Source organism: Janthinobacterium darwini (assembly GCF_051380905.1).
GTDB lineage: Bacteria > Pseudomonadota > Gammaproteobacteria > Burkholderiales > Burkholderiaceae_D > Janthinobacterium.
Genome location: NZ_JBNYXX010000001.1, coordinates 1,223,474 through 1,241,442 on the forward strand (window position 1 = coordinate 1,223,474; position 17,969 = coordinate 1,241,442).

Below are 17,969 nucleotides of genomic sequence, written 5' to 3' on the forward strand. Positions count from 1 at the left end.
GATACTCATTATCACATTGCCACGCCGCCCGCGTCAATTGGCGCCGCCACCAAGGCGCCAGCGTTCCTGCCACTGTTGCAGATCCGCCCAGGCTTGCTGCAGGGCAGTGGCGGACCAGTGCAGCAGGCTGTCGAGCGCCAGCAGGGTGCGCCGCAGGTGGATGCCATCGAAAAACACATGGTCGGCCACGACCGTGGCGGCCAGCCAGGCGGCGGCGATGACGATGATGTCATGGCGGCCGCTTTTCCACCAGCGCAGAGAGTGGCGGCGAAAGATCCACGGCACGCCCAGCGGATTGGGCCAGTCGGCCAGCAGATGCATGATACCGCCCGCCGCAAAGCCGAACAGGGGCGGTGCCCAGAGGTGGTGCGGCAATTGCAGGTAGGTGTAGATGAGCAGGGCGATCCAGGCCAGGCCCCAGTGCGTCCAGGTGCGGTGCGTGATCCACAGTCGGTGCGTGCGCGCCCACCAGGCCACTTCCAGCCAGTCGGGCGCCGTGCCGCCCAGCGCGCCCATGATAAAGGCGAGCATGCTCAGCACTTGATAGGGCCCACCGGCGTCAGCGTGCGCGACCAGGGCCGCGGCAATCACGCCGGCAGCCCAGCCGGTCGCATGGTGCGCTTTGTTGGAAGCCATAGGAAATGTAAAACGCCATGCGGACGCTTTGTGAAATGCAAGGGATATTAACTGGATGAATATACAGTATGCAAGGGCGTGAGGGGGGAGTATTTGCAGAATATCTGGCGATAATTTGTTAAATTGTGTGTCGGAATGGCCTTGCCAGCGAGCTCGGCAACGCATGCCGGCCAGTCAAGTGTATTGTGCGGCTGATAATGCAATTGGCGCAGGGCGCACTATGCTGAAGGTAGTCCTACGTTTTGAAGAGGTCTTGCCATGAAAATCCCGCGCGAATTGCAAATCCCCGCCATCGTGTTTACGCTGGAAGCGGTGTTTATACTCGGCTTGTCGATGATTTTTCTCGTACTGGTGCCGCGCTAGCGATCAGGGCGGTGCAGGACGTCGTTGCATCAGGCGGTTTGCATGGTACTACTATCGCACAGCGCCGCACCCTCGGTGCGGATGATCCAGCATTCCGGATACGGTTCGCTGGCGAAGCGTTTGTGCCGCGCGAAGCCGCTGAGTTTATCCAGAGCGGTAGCGGGGGCCAGTGCTGTTTCCTTGCCACTGGCCGTGTCCAGGTGCCAGAAACCGCCGTTGCGGTGGAAGAGCACGGGTAGGCAGCTGGCCTGCGGCGTGGCCAGGTGGGTGGCTGGCGAGGGCTGGGCTTCCGGCAGCAGCAGGTAAAAACATTCGGCGCGGGCGCCGTGGTCGATGCGGTGCAGGATTACGCCGTGCGCAAGGATGGCCGTGACGCTGAGCACGACGATTCCCTTGATGCTGGCAGACAGTTCGATGCGCATGCCCAGCCGAAGGGCAACTGGCTTGTGCTTGCCAGGCCATACGCCGTCGAGCAGCACACCGTAGCGTGACACGTCCTCGATTTCAAAGCCTTGCTGGCCGCGGCGGATGATGGCATGGCGGCCTGACAGGCGCCGTGTCAAGCCATTGTTGTCCTGGCCGTCGGGGTTGAAATGGCTGAGCAGCACATCGGCTTCCGGGTCCACCAGCTCGAAGCGGCCCAGCATGCATTCTTCCAGCGCGAACAGACGGATCTGGCGCTGTTCGCCCGCTTCCGGCGCCGCATTGACGAGGCAGGCGGCCTGGCTCGGATGCGGATGGCAGTGGCTGGCGGCGGGCAGGTCGACTTCGATCAACTCCTCGTCCCAGGCGATGGTGGTAAAACCCATGTCGATCTTGCCTTGCGGCGCAGATAAATCCACGTGGGCGATGCCGGCATTGCGCGCCGTCACGTCGAGGTTACAGCCGTCGCCACCCGTGACGCGGGCGATCGAGGCGTCGTCGGCCATCACGCGTACATTCTTGTGCGTGCTGAGGAAGATCTGGTGGATTTCCGTCAGGGTGGCATCGCGGCGCGGCACCAGGATGACGAAGGTGCACACCCATTTCTGCGCCACGGCGCCGTCGACATGGCTGTGCACTTCCACTTCGATCTGGTACTGCCCGTGTTCCTTGTTGCGCGAGGAGAACTCGACAAACACGGGGCGCCAGTCGCCGCGGGTGGTACGCACGAAATCATGCTGCACATGGCCACGGGGTATCAGGTCCGAGCGCAGGCGCAAGGTCAGTTGCGGCGCACAGGCGGCGCTCATGCCGCGCAGTTCCATTTTCAGGGTTTGCCGTCCGCCTGCCGCACGGGGATCGAAGCCGCTGATGTGCAGATGGGTTTGTACGGGCTGGTAGGCCGGCGCAGCCGCTGGCGCGGCAACGGCGGCTGGCGTGAATGGCGGAGGTGCGGTGGAGAGCGGTACATTGCTGCTCACGGCCTGAAAGGCAGGATCATGGGCCGGGGCGTGCGAAAGCGCCGTTGCCGATGGCTCGGAACGGGCGCTGCGCAGTGCGGTCAACAGGTCGTAGCTGCTGGGGGCATTGGTCGCTTGCGGGTGGTTGCCCGCACAGACTGTTTCCCCAGGCAAGACCCAGAACGTACAGTGCGGGTGCTCCGGGTTGCTGCATTTTTTCATGACATTCTGACTCGAATCGAGCGGGGGCATTTTGCCCTCTGTTCTACATGAGAGCTTACGCGCTTTTGCGCCTGCTTGGCAACTTTCGCAGCGCCGGAATGCGCTCTTTTTGCCCGAATTCATGTTCCCGGTCACACCCTGCAATACGCGCCAAGGAAACCATTGCTCAAAAACATATTTTATATCTTTCTTGATATGTTGTTCTGATATTACATGGAATCGCTTCCCCTCGATGCGCGTGCGCGCCGGCGGGGTATTTTTACGCCCGCGATGCGAGCCTGGGACGTTTTGCATTATGCTGGCGCAGCCGATCCCCTCACGTTTGAATCGAAAGACGACCATGCCTGCCCAACGCCCGCTTCAGCTTGCCATAGCCTATGGCGCCACTTTGTCTGTGTTCCTGGCCATCGATGCCCTGTGGCTGGCGGTGTTGATGCGGCCCGTGTATGCCGCGGCGCTGGGTCCGCTATTGGCGGAGTCGCCCCGCTGGGCGCCGGCCACGCTGTTTTATCTGCTGTACGTGGCGGGGCTGCTGGTCTTTGCCATCCTGCCCGGACTGCGTGCGCGCCGCGGGCGCACGGCGGCGGCACTGGGCGCGCTGCTCGGCCTGCTTGCCTATGGTACTTATGACTTGAGTAATTACGCGACCCTGCGCGATTGGCCGCTGGGCTTGACGATGATCGACATGGCCTGGGGCAGCGTGTTGTCGGCCGCGTCGGCAACGGCCGGTTATCTGGCAGCTAGCCGCCTGGGCCGGTGAACGCCGCATCGAAGCGCAGCGCCAGCAAGGTAATGTTGTCGCTATGCAAGCCTTTTGGCGGGTGGGCGAGGAAGTCGTCAAACAGGGCGCCGACGGCCTGTGCTGCACTCTTGCCGGCACACAAGGCGGGCCAGCGGCCCGTGAGAGCGAGCGGATCGTCACAGGCCCAGAAGCCATCGCTGGCGAGCACATAGTGGGCGCCGGGCCGCACGCGCAGCACGCGGCGGTCGCCCAGATGCGCCAGGAAGGGCGGCAAGGTGGCCGCATCGAGGCCGCGCAGGGGCTTGTCGAGCTGCAAGCTGTCGCTGATGGCGTTGCCTAAAATAAATGCCTGCGAAATTTGCGGATGGTGCTCGCCGTGCACGGTAGCGCGCCAGCGCGTCTCGTCGAGCGCGCCGCGCATGGCGTACACGGTGGCTGGCACGTGGTCGACGGTCAGGATGCTGGCCGCGCCGTCGGCAAGCTCATACAGGCGCGAATCGCCCACGTGATACAGCAGCGGGGCTTCGCCGGGCGGCACCTCCAGCAAGGTCAGGGTGGTGCCGGGGGGGCGCGCCTGGGCGGGTGCGCTTCTTGCGAAACTGTCCTGCAAGCGCGTGTGCAAGGCGTCGAGGCTTGCTGCCAGGCTAGCCGTGTCGAGGCAGGCGGGCATGGTCAGCAAGCCTTGCACGGCCGCTTCCGCCGCCTCGCGCCCATGGCCGTGGCCGCCCATGCCGTCGAGCACGGCTGCGCGCACATGGCCGCGCGGCCAGCCCGGCACCTGGCAGTGGAATGGCGCCTGCCGTGACAGGCAGACGGCGTGGCCGCTGGCATCGATCAGCAGGAAGTTATCCTGGTTTTCGCGTCGCGGCATGGGGCCGGCGCCCACGCTGGTGCCGGCGGCGGCATCGATCCAGGGGCCGAAGTCAAGCGCGTCTTTGATTAAATGCATCGGTCGGTGCGGTCCAGGCGGCCAGTTAAGTTGATCATAGGACACAGCTTAGCCGAAATTGTGCAGCGGTGATACCTTGCCTATCTCGCAAAAAAACCTGCGGCAGCAGGCTGGCGCAGGTTTCGCATGGTGCAGGGTGGTGCTTAACGGCGATGGCCCCAGCCGTGGCCGCGGTCATGGTAGTCCCGGTCATAGTAGCCGCGGCGGCCATGGTCGCGGTAGTAGCCGCGGCCCGGTTGCACGTAGACGACAGCCGGCGGGCCGTAGTAGCGCGGTGGCGGCGCGTAGTACACGGGTTGCGGCGCCGGGGCGTAGTAGACCGGTTGCGGCGCAGGCGCATAATAGGTTTCGCGGTAGCCGCCGCGATAGCCGCCACGGTCGTAATAGCGGTCATTCGTGCTGATGCTGTTGCCGACGGCGGCGCCAAGCACGCCACCGACGATCGCGCCATTGCGGCCGCCGGTGCTGTTGCCAATGGCCGCTCCGACGACGGCGCCAGCAACGGTATTGAAGTCGCGGTCACCGGCGACTGCGGCCGAAGACACAGCCACTGCCGCTACCATTACCGCACCCAGGAGTTTCTTGTTCAACATGGCATTTCCTTCCATTCCGGCGAGATCACAATGATCTGCATGGACTGGACTATATCTGCTGCTCCCCGCTTGTTCCATGTCTAATACAACTTATTACAATCCTGCTCCGATGGTAACAAGTCAGCGTGCACGCGACTGCCATTCGGGCCGCAGCAGGCTGTACATTTTGACATCGTGCATCGCGCCGTTGATAAAAAAGGCCTGGCGCATCAAGCCTTCCTGGGTAAAGCCGTTCTTTTGCGCGATGCGCTCGGAGCCGATGTTCAGTGGATCCATCAGCAGTTCCAGGCGGTGATACGGATAGGCGTTGAACAGGTAGTCGATCACCAGGCGCGTCGCTTCGCTGATGTAGCCCTGCCCATCGCGCTGCCGGTCGAACAGGCGGTAGCCGATTTCGCGCGAGGCTGGCGTGCGGCTCTTGAAATGCGTGATCGTGCCGATGATGTGCTGGGCCTTGTCTTCGATGAGGAACAATTCGCTGTCCTCGGTGACAAAGCCCGATTGCAGGAAATCGCGCCGCATGGCCTCGGGCGACTTGAATTGCATGGAGAAAAACTCGCCGCGCGAGGGCAGGTCGTTGACGAGGGAAATATAGGCATTCAGGTCCGCAGCCTGCAAATGTCGGACGGTACAGAGTGTTCCCTTGAGCATGGAGGTATCCGGTAACGATCACGCTTTGCATGGTATCGACTCTGGAGGAAAGAGGCAATCGATCCCGTAAAAGTTGCTGCAATGACAGAATAAATACGCTATCGTAGAAAGCCGCGCCTTGCCCCTGGCCACGGCGTATCCGCTTCGACCTTGTTGACTGGAACTGAAATCACATGCATACCATTTTGACTGGCGCGCCACTGCGCCGTTCGTCCTTGTCCATCGCCATTGCCATCGCCCTTGGCTGCGCCGCCAGCGCCTTTGCCGCCGCGCCAGGCGATGCGCCGCAGGCGCTGGCGCAGGTGCGCGACACGGCGCTGCAAAGCGACTGGGCGTATGCCCGCCTGGCTGACATGACGGATTTGATCGGCCCGCGCCTGTCTGGCTCCGCCGGCGCGGCCGCCGCCGTGCAGCAGGTGGCCGAGGCCATGCGCCAGTTGGGCGCCACTGTCACCTTGCAGCCCGTGAAAGTGCCACACTGGGTGCGCGGTGTGGAAACGGCGGAAATCGTCGACTATGCGGGCCGTCCGCAGGGCGTGTCGCAACGCGTGGTGCTCACCGCACTGGGCGGCTCCGGTGCCACTCCGGCCGCCGGCCTGACGGCGCCCCTCATCATTGTCAAAAGCTTGGAGGAGCTCAAGGCGCGTGCGGCGCAAGTGAAGGGCGCCATCGTGCTGATCGATACGCCGTTCGACCAGGAGATGGCCGAGCGGGGCCTGGCCGGCGTGACTTACGGCCAGGGTTCGCGCTTCCGTTTCAATGGACCGAAGGCGGCGGCCGACCTGGGCGCGGCTGCCGCGCTGGTGCGCTCGATCGGCGGCGCGAACTTCCGCATCCCGCATGCGGGCGCCACGGGCCTCGATGACAATAAACGCATTCCCGCCGCCGCTGTCACGGTGGAAGACGCCTTGTTGATCGGCCGCCTGGCCGCGCGCGGTCCCCTGAAAATGCACCTGACACTGACGCCGCAAAACCTGCCCGAGGCGGACAGCTATAACGTGATCGCCGACTGGCCGGGCACGGACAAGGCTGACGAAGTGGTGGTGGTCTCGGGCCACCTCGATTCCTGGGACCTGGCGACGGGCGCGCACGACGACGGCGCCGGCGTGGTGGCGGCTATGGGCGTGGTGGAAACCCTGAAAAAGCTCGATTACCGCCCGCGCCGCACCATCCGCGTGATCGCGTGGATGAACGAGGAAAATGGCGGCCGTGGCGGCCAGGCCTATTTCGAAGCCCACAAGCTGGCGCTTGGAAAACAATATGCGGCCATCGAGATGGACAGCGGCGCCGGCCGCCCGTTCGGCATCCTGGCCAGCGTCGGGCCGAAGTCGGAAAAGCTGTTCGCGCCCCTGCGCGCCGCCTTGCAGCCAATCGGTGCGCACGCGTTCACGCGCCGCGACGCGCTGGGCACGGGCGACTTGCACCGCCTGGAAACGGGCGGCGTGCCCAGCTTCGAGCCGCTGGTCGACAGCCACAGCTACTTCCACTACCACCATACGCCGGCCGACACGCTGGACAAGGTCGACCCGGAGAACCTGAAGCGCAACGTGGCGCTGATGTCGTCGCTGGCCTGGTTCCTGGCCAATATCGATGGCGAGATCGGGCGGGCCCCGGAGCAATCGGAGTAAGGGGGGCTCGCCTCCTCACTGCGAGTAACCCTGCAGATCGTCGGCCGCATCGTGGCGGATGCCCCACCACGGCAAGCAGGCATTGTTTTCGCCGCGCGCGCGGAACCACGGTTTCTCGTGATTGATGGGCCGCACGGTGGCCGGCGGCAACACCAGCACGCAGCTAGCGCTGTCAGGATCGCTGGTGCCCGCCACCAGCACGCTCTTGCCGACGTGGTTCGCGTGGGCGATGCCCAGGACCACGTTGGTCAGCGCCGTGCCGGCGCCCATTTCACCCAGCAGCGCCGGCATATTGAAGGTCTGTGGCAGGAAGTCGAAGTCCGGCACTTCCAGGGGCAGCGCCTGCGCCAGCTGGCTGGCGGCCAGGTAGTTCTGGATTTCCTGCTTGCGCCAGGCATTGAATTCCTTGCTAGCCGCCTCCGGCTTGTTCACCGGCGTCACAGGCTTGACTTTTTCGACCCAGCCGTTGCGCCTGGCTTGCATGCGCAGCATGCCGTTCTGTTCGTAGCGCAGCGCCGCCTCGGCTTGCGCATCGCCCTTGCCCTGGGAACGGTAGGGCGCATACCCGCCTTCGGCCTCGGCGAGCAGGATGCAATTCGTATCGAGCGTAGGGGCGGGCGACAAGTGGGCGCTCCGTCAATGTTGAACAGGAAAAAGCGGTGCCCAAGCGAACCCAGGCAATCTGCACTGTATGCGGATTGCCTGGGCTGGAGTTTGCGTGGTGTCAAGAAAGGAGGAGCGGCGAGCGGGGAACGCCCAGGGAATCAGATCGCGTTCAGCGGTATCTTCAGGTAGCGCACGCCGTTTTCTTCCGGCTCGGGCAGCTTGCCCGCATTGATATTGACCTGGATGGCGGGCAGGATCAATGTCGGCATGTCCAGGGTGGCGTCACGGCCCGTGCGCATGGCAACGAATTGCTCTTCCGTGATGCCGTCGCGCAAATGGATGTTGCTGGCGCGCTGTTCGGCCACCGTCACTTCCCAGCGCGGCGCGCGGCCGTTGGGCGGGTAGTCGTGGCACATGAACAGTCGCGTTTGCGGCGGTAGCGACAGCAGCCGCTGCGCGGAGCGGTACAGCAGGGACGCGGAGCCGCCTGGAAAGTCGCAGCGGGCCGAACCCACGTCCGGCATGAACAGGGTGTCACCTACGAAGACGGCGTCGCCGATCTGGTAAGCCAGGTCGGCCGGCGTATGGCCTGGCACGTGCAGGGCGCGCACCTCCAGCTTGCCAATATGAAACACCTGGTCGGGCGCGAACAACTGGTCGAACTGCGAGCCGTCGGCCCGGGCGTCATCCTGGTGGTAAACGGCGGCAAAGGCTTGCTGCACCGTCTGGATGGCGGCGCCGATGGCCACATCGCCGCCCAGTTGCTGCTGCAGGTAGGGCGCGGCGGAAAGATGATCGGCATGCGCATGGGTTTCCAGCAGCCAGCGGCATTGCAAGCCGTGTTCGCGCACGAAGGCGATCACCTTGTCGGCCGACGCGGTCGAGGTACGGCCCGCTTTCGGATCGTAGTCGAGCACGGAATCGATGATGGCGCAGTCCTGGCCATCTGCCTCGTACACGACGTAGGTGACGGTGGCGGTGGCGGGGTCGAAGAAAGCTTGGATTTGTGGAGTCATCGCGGCGGCAAGGTACGGACAGGGAAGTGCATTATATCGCCAGAGCAGGCTAAAAAATGTTGAGAATTGACATTGAACATGCGAAAAACAGATAAGAGCGCATGCATGCGCCCGTCACAGTCGTGCGCACCCTGGCGCTTGCAGCGTGGTAACCTCGTTCTACAAGGAGGAGTTTATGGACGATACCACTGCACGCAGCGAACAGTACCGCGGTTTTACGATTTCGGTGACCCCGCAAAAGGATAACGACGATTTATGGGATTTTACCTATCGCCTGCAGCGCGAGGGCGAGAGCGCGGCGCAGGCGATCACGCGCAGCCGTACCCTGGGTGGCTACGCGGCGCCAGAAACGGCTTGCACGGCCGGCCTGGAAGTGGCCAGGACGGAAGTGGATAATCTGCTGCGTCCTTGAGTCAGCGTCAATGAGTCAGCGTAAATCGTTTAGCCCGATTGCGCCGTTCGTGCGTGAAACACGTCGCTAGCGGTCCCGCTTCATGCTACGATTTCCACTATTGAGTCAGTCCCGAAGGAGGCACACCATGGATAACAGTTCTAAAATTCACTATAAAGGCTGGGAAATCGTTCCCCTGGCCGTGCCTACTACCGACGGCAAATGGTCGGCCAGTTGCGATATCGAACGCGCCACGGCGGAAGGCCTGGAAGTGTTCGAAGGCTCGACCATGCAATTCGTGCGCGACGACGAGGATGGCGCGATTGCCGCTGCCTGCGAAGAGGCAGTGCGCCAGATCGACAACATCATCGCCAACCCGCTGGTGCGGCTGGCCTAGTTTTTTGTTTTTGAGTCTCATTGTGTTCCAGCAGCCGGCGCCCGCCGGCTGTTTTGCGTTTGGTGCGCCGCAAGTTCTGCGCTCATCCCTCTAAATACACGGCCTTTTTCATGTTTCAATATGATGTTCCATATGAAATAATTGAAACATAAGTGAAACATCTCTGACCTTTATCGTGACATCGATGTTCCCTTGCGTGACACTGCGCGCCACGCCCATACATGGCCGTTTCCCTCGTATTTCACTGTGGTTCTGCGTACTGTCCGGGGTGCCGCGCGACCCTGGCACGGCAATTGCAATAGTGATGCTCATAGCAAGTCCATGAAACATTCGGGACGACCCGAATCCCATAAGGTGAACACATGACTCAATACTCCGCAGGTGCCGCATTCCGCAAGGCCGTCCAGGAAGAATCCCCGTTGCAAGTCGTCGGCGCCATCAACGCCAACCACGCCTTGCTGGCCAAGCGCGCCGGTTATAAGGCCATCTATTTGTCCGGCGGCGGTGTCGCAGCCGGCTCGCTGGGCTTGCCCGATCTGGGTATTTCCAGTCTGGATGACGTGCTGACCGATATCCGCCGCATCACTGACGTGTGCGACCTGCCGCTGCTGGTCGATGCCGACACGGGCTTCGGTTCGTCTGCCTTCAACGTGGCGCGCACCGTGAAATCGATGATCAAGTTCGGCGCCGCCGGCCTGCACATCGAAGACCAGGTTGGCGCCAAGCGCTGCGGCCACCGTCCGGGCAAGGAAATCGTGAGCAAGGAAGAAATGGTCGACCGCATCAAGGCGGCCGTCGATGCGCGCACGGACCCGAACTTCGTCATCATGGCGCGCACCGATGCGCTGGCCGTCGATGGCCTGGAAGCGGCGCTGGAGCGTGCCGTCGCCTGCGTCGAGGCGGGCGCCGACATGATCTTCCCGGAAGCCATCACGGACCTGGACATGTATGCCACGTTTGCCAAGGCAGTCAATGTGCCGATTTTGGCCAACATCACGGAATTTGGTTCCACGCCGCTGTTCACCCTGGACGAATTGCGCAGCGCCCACGTGGGCCTGGCCCTGTACCCGCTGTCGGCCTTCCGCGCGATGAACAAGGCGGCCGACAACGTCTACCGCGCACTGCGCCGCGACGGTACGCAAAAGAATGTCGTCGATACCATGCAGACGCGCATGGAGTTGTATGAATCGATCAACTACCATGATTTTGAGCAAAAGCTCGACGCGCTGTTCGCCGCGCAAAAGAAGTAAGCACCTACAAAAGAGCGGGTCATGGGAGGCCCTGGCCCGCTGCACTGGACTGACAATCATCTTCTGGAGAACACAATGACCGCATCGCAAGTCGCTACTTTCAAGCCTAAAAAATCCGTCGCCCTGTCCGGCGTTACCGCTGGCAACACGGCGCTGTGCTCGGTCGGCAAGACCGGCAACGATTTGCACTATCGCGGCTATGACATCCTGGACGTGGCCGACAGCTGCGAATTCGAAGAAATCGCCTACCTGCTGGTACACGGCAAGTTGCCGACCGCCGCAGAATTGAAAGGCTACAAGGCCAAGTTGAAGTCCTTGCGCGGCCTGCCGTCGGCCGTGAAGCTGGCGCTGGAAGCGCTGCCGGCCGCCGCCCACCCGATGGATGTGATGCGTACGGGCGTCTCCGTGCTGGGCTGCACCTTGCCGGAAAAAGACGACCATAACGCGCCGGGCGCACGCGATATCGCCGACCGTTTGATGGCGTCGTTCGGCTCCATGCTGCTGTACTGGTACCACTACAGCCATAACGGCAAGCGCATCGAGGTGGAAACGGACGACGACTCGATCGGCGGCCACTTCCTGCATCTGCTGCACGGTGAAAAACCGTCCGCGTCGTGGGAAAAAGCCATGCACACGTCCTTGATCCTGTACGCGGAACACGAATTCAATGCTTCGACCTTCACCAGCCGCGTCATCGCCGGTACGGGTTCGGACATCCATTCGGCCATCACGGGCGCCATCGGCGCGCTGCGCGGCCCGAAACACGGCGGCGCGAACGAAGTGGCACTGGATATCCAGAAACGCTACGACAATGCCGACGAAGCGGAAGCGGACATCCGCGAGCGCGTGGCCAACAAGGAAGTGGTGATCGGCTTCGGTCACCCCGTCTACACGATTTCCGACCCGCGCAATAAAGTCATCAAGGAAGTGGCCCGTTCGCTGTCGCAGGAAGCCGGTTCCACGAAAATGTTCGATATCGCCGAGCGCCTGGAATCGGTCATGTGGGAAATCAAGAACATGTTCCCGAACCTGGACTGGTTCTCCGCCGTGTCCTACCACATGATGGGCGTGCCGACGGCGATGTTTACGCCGCTGTTCGTCATTTCGCGCACCTCGGGCTGGGCCGCCCACATCATCGAGCAGCGCATCGACAACAAGATCATCCGCCCGAGCGCCAACTATGTGGGCCCGGAAGACCTGGAATTCGTGCCGATCAAGGACCGCAAATAATGACCCCTAATATGAACACCCTGCATCGCAAGCCTTTGCCGGGCACCCAGCTAGACTACTTCGACACGCGTGCCGCCGTCGATGCGATCCAGCCAGGCGCTTACGCAACCTTGCCCTATACCTCGCGCGTGCTGGCCGAAAACCTCGTGCGCCGCTGCGACCCTGCCACCCTGAACGCGTCGCTGAGCCAGTTCATCGAGCGCCGCCGCGACCTCGATTTTCCATGGTTCCCCGCCCGCGTCGTCTGCCATGACATCCTGGGCCAGACTGCCCTGGTCGACCTGGCCGGCTTGCGTGACGCCATCGCAGCCCAGGGCGGCGACCCGGCCCTGGTCAACCCAGTGGTGCCCACGCAGCTGGTGGTCGACCATTCGCTGGCCGTCGAATGCGGCGGCTTTGACCCCGATGCCTTCGCCAAGAACCGCGCCATCGAAGACCGTCGCAATGAAGACCGTTTCGACTTCATCGACTGGACCAAGAAAGCCTTTAAAAACGTCGACGTGATCCCGCCGGGGAATGGCATCCTGCACCAGATTAACCTCGAGCGCATGTCGCCCGTGATCCAGGTGCAAAATGGCGTGGCCTATCCCGACACCCTGGTCGGCACGGATTCGCATACGCCGATGGTCGACGCGCTGGGCGTGATCGCCATCGGCGTGGGCGGCCTGGAAGCGGAAAGCGTGATGCTGGGCCGCGCCTCGTGGATGCGTTTGCCCGACATCATCGGCGTCAAGCTGACGGGCAAACCGCAGCCGGGCATCACGGCCACGGATACGGTGCTGGCGCTGACGGAATTTCTGCGCAAGCAGAAGGTCGTCTCGTCCTACCTGGAATTCTACGGCGAGGGAGCATCGCACCTGACCCTGGGCGACCGTGCCACGATTTCCAATATGGCGCCGGAATTCGGTGCCACGGCCGCCATGTTCTACATCGACGCGCAAACCATCAAGTATTTGAAATTGACAGGCCGCGACGATGAGCTGGTGAAACTGGTCGAACTGTATGCCAAAGAAACGGGCTTGTGGGCCGACAGCCTGGTCGACGCGCAATACGAGCGCGTGCTGACGTTTGACCTGTCGTCCGTCGTGCGCAATATCGCGGGGCCGTCGAATCCGCATAACCGCGTGCCGACGTCGGAACTGGCTGCGCGGGGTATCTCCGGCGTGGTGGAAAACGAGCCGGGCAAGATGCCGGACGGCGCCGTCATCATCGCCGCCATCACCAGCTGCACCAACACGAACAATCCGCGCAACATGATCGCCGCCGGCCTGATCGCGCGCAATGCGAACCGTCTCGGTTTGACGCGTAAACCCTGGGTGAAATCGTCGCTGGCACCCGGTTCGAAAACCGTGGAACTGTATCTGCAGGAAGCGGGGCTGATGACCGAGCTGGAACAACTGGGCTTCGGCGTGGTGGCATTTGCCTGCACTTCGTGCAACGGCATGTCGGGCGCGCTTGATCCTGTCATCCAGGATGAAGTGGTGTCGCGCGACCTGTACGCTACGGCCGTTTTGTCGGGTAACCGCAACTTCGACGGCCGCATTCACCCGTACGCGAAACAGGCTTTCCTCGCCTCGCCGCCGCTGGTGGTGGCCTACGCGATCGCCGGCACCATCCGCTTCGATATCGAGAAGGACGTGCTGGGCATTGCCCCGGACGGCAAGCCTATCCAGTTGAAGGATATCTGGCCATCGGACGAGGAGATCGACGCCATCGTCGCTTCCAGCGTCAAGCCGGAGCAGTTCCGCAAGGTGTATATCCCCATGTTTGCCGCGCAGGCGGACGATGGCATCAAGGTCAGCCCCCTGTACGACTGGCGCCCGCAGACGACGTACATCCGCCGTCCGCCGTACTGGGAAGGCGCGCTGGCTGGCGCACGCCCATTGAAAGGCATGCGTCCGCTGGCCGTCCTGGGCGATAACATCACCACCGATCATTTGTCGCCATCGAACGCCATCATGCTCGATAGCGCGGCCGGCGAATATCTGGCGAAGATGGGCTTGCCGGAGGAAGACTTCAATTCCTACGCCACGCACCGGGGCGACCATTTGACGGCGCAGCGCGCCACGTTTGCCAACCCGACGCTGAAAAACGAGATGGTGATCGAAGATGGCAAGGTGAAGGCCGGTTCGCTCACGCGCATCGAGCCGGAAGGCACCATCTCGCGGATGTGGGAAGCCATCGAGGTGTACATGGAGCGCAAGCAGCCATTGATCATCATCGCCGGCGCCGACTATGGCCAGGGTTCCTCGCGCGACTGGGCCGCCAAGGGCGTGCGCCTGGCCGGCGTGGAAGCCATCGTGGCCGAAGGTTTCGAGCGCATCCACCGCACCAACCTGGTGGGCATGGGCGTCTTGCCGCTGGAATTTATGCCAGGCGTGAATCGCAAGACCCTGGGCCTGGACGGCAGCGAAACCTACGACGTCGTGGGCGAGCGTACGCCGCGCTCCACCTTGACCTTGCTCATCCATCGCAAGAACGGTGAGACGCTCGATGTACCCGTCACCTGCCGCCTCGATACGGCGGAAGAGGTGTCGATTTACGAGGCCGGCGGCGTCTTGCAGCGCTTCGCGCAAGATTTCCTCGAGTCGTCCAAGGCAGCCTGACGGGTACGTAAACCAGGGGTCAGACCCGCCGGGTCTGACCCCAGCTTTGTGCTGCGGGGAGGCTGTCGTCCTCGCAGCGCGTGCAAAGAACTTCTGCGGAAATATACAATGAGCCACACCCCCCAAATCAACATCCCCGCAACCTACATGCGCGGCGGCACCAGCAAGGGCGTGTTTTTCCGCCTGCAGGATTTGCCCGCCAGCGCGCAAGTGCCTGGCGCGGCGCGCGATGCCTTGCTGCTGCGCGTGATCGGTAGCCCCGACCCGTACGGCAAGCAGATCGACGGCATGGGAGGCGCCACCTCCAGCACCAGCAAGACGGTGATCCTGGCGGCCAGCGATAGGCCGGAGCACGACGTCGATTACCTGTTCGGCCAGGTCTCCATCGACAAGCCCTTCGTCGACTGGAGCGGCAATTGCGGCAACCTGTCGGCGGCCGTCGGTTCGTTCGCCATTGCCAGTGGGCTGGTGGACGCTGCGCGCGTGCCGCGCAACGGCGTGGCCACGGTGCGCATCTGGCAAGCCAATATCGGCAAGACCATCATCGCTCACGTGCCCATGACGAATGGCGAAGTGCAGGAAACAGGCGACTTCGAGCTTGATGGCGTAACCTTCCCTGCGGCCGAAGTGAAACTGGAATTCCTCGATCCGGCAGCCGAGGAAGAGGGCGGCGGCGGTGCCATGTTCCCTACCGGAAACCTGGTCGATGACCTCGACGTGCCGGGTATCGGAATGTTGAAAGTCACCCTGATCAATGCCGGTATACCGACGATTTTTGTCGACGCGGACGCCATCGGCTACACGGGCACGGAACTGCAGGACGCCATCAATGGCGATCCCGCCGCGCTGGCCCGCTTCGAGACCATCCGCGCGCATGGCGCCCTGCGCATGGGGCTCATTGCCCACCTCGACGAGGCGGCGAAGCGCCAGCATACGCCGAAAGTGGCCTTTGTCGCCAAGCCGGCCAGCTATGTCTCGTCGAGCGGAAAAAAGGTGGAAGCAGGCGAGATCGACTTGCTGGTGCGCGCCATGTCCATGGGCAAGCTGCACCACGCCATGATGGGCACGGCGGCTGTCGCCATCGGCACGGCAGCGGCCATTCCCGGCACTCTGGTCAATCTGGCGGCTGGCGGTGGTCTCCGCAACTCCGTGCGTTTCGGTCACCCGTCCGGCACCCTGATGGTGGGGGCGGAAGCGGCGCTCGCCGATGGCGTATGGAGCGTCACCAAGGCCATCATGAGCCGCAGCGCGCGCGTGCTGATGGAAGGGGCTGTGCGCATTCCCGGCGACGCGTTTTAGGAGGAAATACGCAGGCAGATGGCAGGCAGATGACACCCAGGCGGCACACATCAAGTGGCGGCCAGGCCAGTTCGCCCAAGCTCGACACAGATTGCACGCATACCGGAGGAGATATGAATTTCGCAGCATTTTATCAACGCTCGATCGACACGCCTGAGGCTTTTTGGCGCGAGGAAGCGGACAAGATCGATTGGCATACCCCGTTTTCACAAGTGCTCGATTATTCCCGTCCACCGTTCGCCAAATGGTTCGTCGGCGGCACCACCAATTTGTGCCACAACGCCGTCGACCGCTGGGTGGATAGCCAGGGCGATGCCGCTGCGCTGATCGCCATTTCCACCGAAACCAATACCGAGCGCACTTACAGCTTCCGCGAACTGCAGCGCGAAGTGGAACGCTGCGCCGCCATTTTGCTGTCACTGGGCGTCATCAAGGGCGACCGCGTCCTGATCTACATGCCGATGATCGCCGAGGCGGCGTTCGCCATGCTCGCTTGCGCCCGCATCGGCGCCGTGCATTCCGTGGTGTTCGGCGGCTTTGCCGCCAACAGCCTGGCCAGCCGCATCGACGATGCGCAGCCCAAGCTGGTGTTTTCCGCCGATGCCGGTTCACGTAACGGCAAGGCGATTGCCTACAAGCCGCTGCTCGATGAAGCCATCCGCATCGCCGCGCACAAGCCGCAGCAAGTGCTGCTGGTCGACCGCCATCTCGTGCCGATGGCGCTGACGCCGGGCCGCGACGTCGATTACGCGACACTGCGCGAGCAGCACCTCGATGCGCAGGTGCCCGTCACCTGGCTCGAGTCGAACGAGCCGTCGTACGTGCTGTACACCTCGGGCACGACGGGCAAACCCAAGGGCGTGCAGCGCGATGTGGGCGGCTATGCAGTGGCGCTGGCGTCGTCGATGCAGTACAACTTCTGCGGCAAGCCCGGCGAAACCTTTTTTGCCACCTCGGATATCGGCTGGGTGGTGGGCCATTCCTACATCGTGTATGGCCCGCTGATCGCCGGCATGGCCACCATCCTGTATGAGGGCTTGCCGGTTTGTCCCGATGCAGGCATCTGGTGGAGCATCGTTGAAAAATACAAGGTCACGCGCATGTTTTCGGCGCCCACGGCCATCCGCGTGCTGCGCAAGCATCCTGTGGAACTGATGCGCAAGCACGACCTGTCCTCCCTGAAGGCGCTGTACCTGGCGGGCGAGCCGCTCGATGAAACCACCTCGCAATGGATCGCTGACGAGCTGAAAGTGGACATCATCGACAACTACTGGCAGACGGAGACGGGTTGGCCGATTTTGTCGGTGGCGAAAGGCGTGTCCGACACGCCGACGCGCCTGGGCAGCCCTGGCCTGGCCATGTATGGCTACCAGGTCAAGTTGCTCAACGAAGCGACGGGCGAGGAGTGCGGCACCAACGAGAAGGGCGTGCTGGTGCTGGAAGGTCCGCTGCCGCCCGGCTGCATGCAGACGGTCTACGGCGACGACGAGCGTTTCGTCGAGACCTACTGGTCCACCTTCAGCGGCCGGCAAGTGTATTCCACCTTCGACTGGGGCGTGCGCGACGCGGATGGCTATTACTTCATTCTGGGCCGCACCGATGACGTGATCAACGTGGCCGGCCACCGCCTGGGCACGCGCGAAATCGAGGAGAGCATCACCAGCCATCCGAATGTATCGGAAGTGGCGGTGGTGGGCGTGGAAGACAAGCTCAAAGGCCAGGTGGCGATGGCTTTCGTGATCCTGAAGGACCCGCAGGGTTTCGACAGCCTTGACGCGAAAGCGGCGCTGGAACGCGAAGTGATGGCTGTGGTCGACCGCCAGCTGGGCGCCGTGGCGCGGCCAGCGCGCGTGCTGTTCGTGCTGCAGTTGCCGAAGACGCGGTCGGGCAAGTTGCTGCGCCGCTCGATCCAGGCCATCTGCGAAGGTCGTAGCCCGGGCGATCTGACGTCGATGGACGATCCGGCGTCGCTGCAGCAGATCCAGGCAGCATTGGCGTAAGTTCCGTG

At 62.8% G+C, this 17,969-nt stretch carries 17 protein-coding genes; 9 read left to right on the plus strand and 8 right to left on the minus strand.

Annotated elements, in window-relative coordinates:
• Window positions 1–33: 33 nt before the first annotated feature.
• Window positions 34–636, minus strand: coding sequence for a metal-dependent hydrolase (locus ACQ4WZ_RS05625; RefSeq protein ID WP_101481806.1), 603 nt, complete (start codon window positions 634–636; stop codon window positions 34–36).
• 392 nt (window positions 637–1,028) lie between these two features.
• On the minus strand, window positions 1,029–2,603 hold the full coding sequence (locus ACQ4WZ_RS05630; RefSeq protein ID WP_243858021.1) for an FHA domain-containing protein: 1,575 nt from the start codon (window positions 2,601–2,603) through the stop codon (window positions 1,029–1,031).
• Between the two features lie 340 nt (window positions 2,604–2,943).
• Between ACQ4WZ_RS05630 and ACQ4WZ_RS05635 the strand changes: the two genes are divergently transcribed.
• Window positions 2,944–3,363, plus strand: a complete 420-nt coding sequence (locus tag ACQ4WZ_RS05635) for a DUF2177 family protein (protein WP_101481805.1) — start codon at window positions 2,944–2,946, stop codon at window positions 3,361–3,363.
• Here the strand turns inward: ACQ4WZ_RS05635 and ACQ4WZ_RS05640 are convergent.
• The 3 genes from ACQ4WZ_RS05640 to ACQ4WZ_RS05650 form a co-directional block, all read right to left on the minus strand.
• On the minus strand, window positions 3,344–4,294 hold the full coding sequence (locus ACQ4WZ_RS05640; RefSeq protein ID WP_436572765.1) for a PP2C family protein-serine/threonine phosphatase: 951 nt from the start codon (window positions 4,292–4,294) through the stop codon (window positions 3,344–3,346). The two genes, ACQ4WZ_RS05635 and ACQ4WZ_RS05640, sit on opposite strands and share 20 nt — an antisense overlap.
• Window positions 4,295–4,437: 143 nt before the next feature.
• Window positions 4,438–4,887, minus strand: a complete 450-nt coding sequence (locus ACQ4WZ_RS05645) for a glycine zipper 2TM domain-containing protein (RefSeq protein ID WP_101481803.1) — start codon at window positions 4,885–4,887, stop codon at window positions 4,438–4,440.
• A 120-nt stretch (window positions 4,888–5,007) separates the two neighbouring features.
• Window positions 5,008–5,538, minus strand: coding sequence for a GNAT family N-acetyltransferase (locus tag ACQ4WZ_RS05650; RefSeq protein ID WP_436572766.1), 531 nt, complete (start codon window positions 5,536–5,538; stop codon window positions 5,008–5,010).
• Between the two features lie 173 nt (window positions 5,539–5,711).
• On the opposite strand from ACQ4WZ_RS05650, the gene ACQ4WZ_RS05655 reads away from it, so the two are divergent.
• A complete protein-coding gene (locus ACQ4WZ_RS05655) occupies window positions 5,712–7,166 on the plus strand; it encodes a M20/M25/M40 family metallo-hydrolase (RefSeq protein WP_436572767.1) in 1,455 nt (484 codons plus the stop codon).
• A 15-nt stretch (window positions 7,167–7,181) separates the two neighbouring features.
• Here the strand turns inward: ACQ4WZ_RS05655 and ACQ4WZ_RS05660 are convergent, their stop codons facing one another.
• Window positions 7,182–7,790 (minus strand): hypothetical protein, encoded by a 609-nt coding sequence (locus tag ACQ4WZ_RS05660; RefSeq protein WP_436572768.1) that lies wholly within the window; start codon window positions 7,788–7,790, stop codon window positions 7,182–7,184.
• A gap of 140 nt (window positions 7,791–7,930) precedes the next feature.
• Window positions 7,931–8,788, minus strand: a complete 858-nt coding sequence (locus ACQ4WZ_RS05665) for an MBL fold metallo-hydrolase (protein WP_101481799.1) — start codon at window positions 8,786–8,788, stop codon at window positions 7,931–7,933.
• 175 nt (window positions 8,789–8,963) lie between these two features.
• On the opposite strand from ACQ4WZ_RS05665, the gene ACQ4WZ_RS05670 reads away from it, so the two are divergent.
• Together ACQ4WZ_RS05670 and ACQ4WZ_RS05675 are read left to right on the plus strand one after the other, a co-directional pair.
• Window positions 8,964–9,200 carry a hypothetical protein gene (locus ACQ4WZ_RS05670; protein ID WP_101481798.1) on the plus strand — a complete coding sequence of 79 codons (237 nt, stop codon included), beginning with the start codon at window positions 8,964–8,966 and terminating at the stop codon, window positions 9,198–9,200.
• 127 nt (window positions 9,201–9,327) lie between these two features.
• The gene (locus tag ACQ4WZ_RS05675) at window positions 9,328–9,576 is read left to right on the plus strand and encodes a hypothetical protein (protein WP_076571626.1); all 249 of its coding nucleotides are present in this window, start codon (window positions 9,328–9,330) and stop codon (window positions 9,574–9,576) included.
• 108 nt (window positions 9,577–9,684) lie between these two features.
• Here the strand turns inward: ACQ4WZ_RS05675 and ACQ4WZ_RS05680 are convergent, their stop codons facing one another.
• Window positions 9,685–9,888 (minus strand): hypothetical protein, encoded by a 204-nt coding sequence (locus ACQ4WZ_RS05680; RefSeq protein ID WP_436572769.1) that lies wholly within the window; start codon window positions 9,886–9,888, stop codon window positions 9,685–9,687.
• Between the two features lie 50 nt (window positions 9,889–9,938).
• Between ACQ4WZ_RS05680 and prpB the strand changes: the two genes are divergently transcribed.
• From prpB to ACQ4WZ_RS05705, 5 genes are all read left to right on the plus strand, one after another.
• Window positions 9,939–10,826, plus strand: a complete 888-nt coding sequence (gene prpB / locus ACQ4WZ_RS05685; protein WP_096236075.1) for a methylisocitrate lyase — start codon at window positions 9,939–9,941, stop codon at window positions 10,824–10,826.
• Window positions 10,827–10,901: 75 nt separating this feature from the next.
• Window positions 10,902–12,056 carry a bifunctional 2-methylcitrate synthase/citrate synthase gene (prpC, locus tag ACQ4WZ_RS05690; RefSeq protein WP_133990529.1) on the plus strand — a complete coding sequence of 385 codons (1,155 nt, stop codon included), beginning with the start codon at window positions 10,902–10,904 and terminating at the stop codon, window positions 12,054–12,056.
• Between the two features lie 11 nt (window positions 12,057–12,067).
• Window positions 12,068–14,662 (plus strand): Fe/S-dependent 2-methylisocitrate dehydratase AcnD, encoded by a 2,595-nt coding sequence (gene acnD, locus ACQ4WZ_RS05695; protein WP_101484600.1) that lies wholly within the window; start codon window positions 12,068–12,070, stop codon window positions 14,660–14,662.
• A gap of 108 nt (window positions 14,663–14,770) precedes the next feature.
• Entirely contained in the window at window positions 14,771–15,961 is a 1,191-nt protein-coding gene (gene prpF / locus ACQ4WZ_RS05700; protein WP_436572770.1) for a 2-methylaconitate cis-trans isomerase PrpF, read from the plus strand.
• Window positions 15,962–16,074: 113 nt separating this feature from the next.
• Complete coding sequence (locus tag ACQ4WZ_RS05705; RefSeq protein WP_436572771.1) at window positions 16,075–17,961, plus strand: propionate--CoA ligase; 1,887 nt, start codon at window positions 16,075–16,077, stop codon at window positions 17,959–17,961.
• Window positions 17,962–17,969: the final 8 nt, after the last annotated feature.

Coding starts and splice junctions, on each gene's coding strand:
- ACQ4WZ_RS05705 (WP_436572771.1), top strand. CDS start 16,075: ATGAATTTCGCAGCATTTTATCAACGCTCGATCGACACGCCTGAGGCT.
- ACQ4WZ_RS05655 (WP_436572767.1), top strand. CDS start 5,712: ATGCATACCATTTTGACTGGCGCGCCACTGCGCCGTTCGTCCTTGTCC.
- ACQ4WZ_RS05675 (WP_076571626.1), top strand. CDS start 9,328: ATGGATAACAGTTCTAAAATTCACTATAAAGGCTGGGAAATCGTTCCC.
- prpC (WP_133990529.1), top strand. CDS start 10,902: ATGACCGCATCGCAAGTCGCTACTTTCAAGCCTAAAAAATCCGTCGCC.
- ACQ4WZ_RS05680 (WP_436572769.1), bottom strand. CDS start 9,888: ATGAGCATCACTATTGCAATTGCCGTGCCAGGGTCGCGCGGCACCCCG.
- acnD (WP_101484600.1), top strand. CDS start 12,068: ATGAACACCCTGCATCGCAAGCCTTTGCCGGGCACCCAGCTAGACTAC.
- ACQ4WZ_RS05645 (WP_101481803.1), bottom strand. CDS start 4,887: ATGTTGAACAAGAAACTCCTGGGTGCGGTAATGGTAGCGGCAGTGGCT.
- prpB (WP_096236075.1), top strand. CDS start 9,939: ATGACTCAATACTCCGCAGGTGCCGCATTCCGCAAGGCCGTCCAGGAA.
- ACQ4WZ_RS05650 (WP_436572766.1), bottom strand. CDS start 5,538: ATGCTCAAGGGAACACTCTGTACCGTCCGACATTTGCAGGCTGCGGAC.
- ACQ4WZ_RS05625 (WP_101481806.1), bottom strand. CDS start 636: ATGGCTTCCAACAAAGCGCACCATGCGACCGGCTGGGCTGCCGGCGTG.
- ACQ4WZ_RS05630 (WP_243858021.1), bottom strand. CDS start 2,603: ATGAAAAAATGCAGCAACCCGGAGCACCCGCACTGTACGTTCTGGGTC.
- ACQ4WZ_RS05640 (WP_436572765.1), bottom strand. CDS start 4,294: ATGCATTTAATCAAAGACGCGCTTGACTTCGGCCCCTGGATCGATGCC.
- ACQ4WZ_RS05635 (WP_101481805.1), top strand. CDS start 2,944: ATGCCTGCCCAACGCCCGCTTCAGCTTGCCATAGCCTATGGCGCCACT.
- ACQ4WZ_RS05670 (WP_101481798.1), top strand. CDS start 8,964: ATGGACGATACCACTGCACGCAGCGAACAGTACCGCGGTTTTACGATT.
- ACQ4WZ_RS05665 (WP_101481799.1), bottom strand. CDS start 8,788: ATGACTCCACAAATCCAAGCTTTCTTCGACCCCGCCACCGCCACCGTC.
- prpF (WP_436572770.1), top strand. CDS start 14,771: ATGAGCCACACCCCCCAAATCAACATCCCCGCAACCTACATGCGCGGC.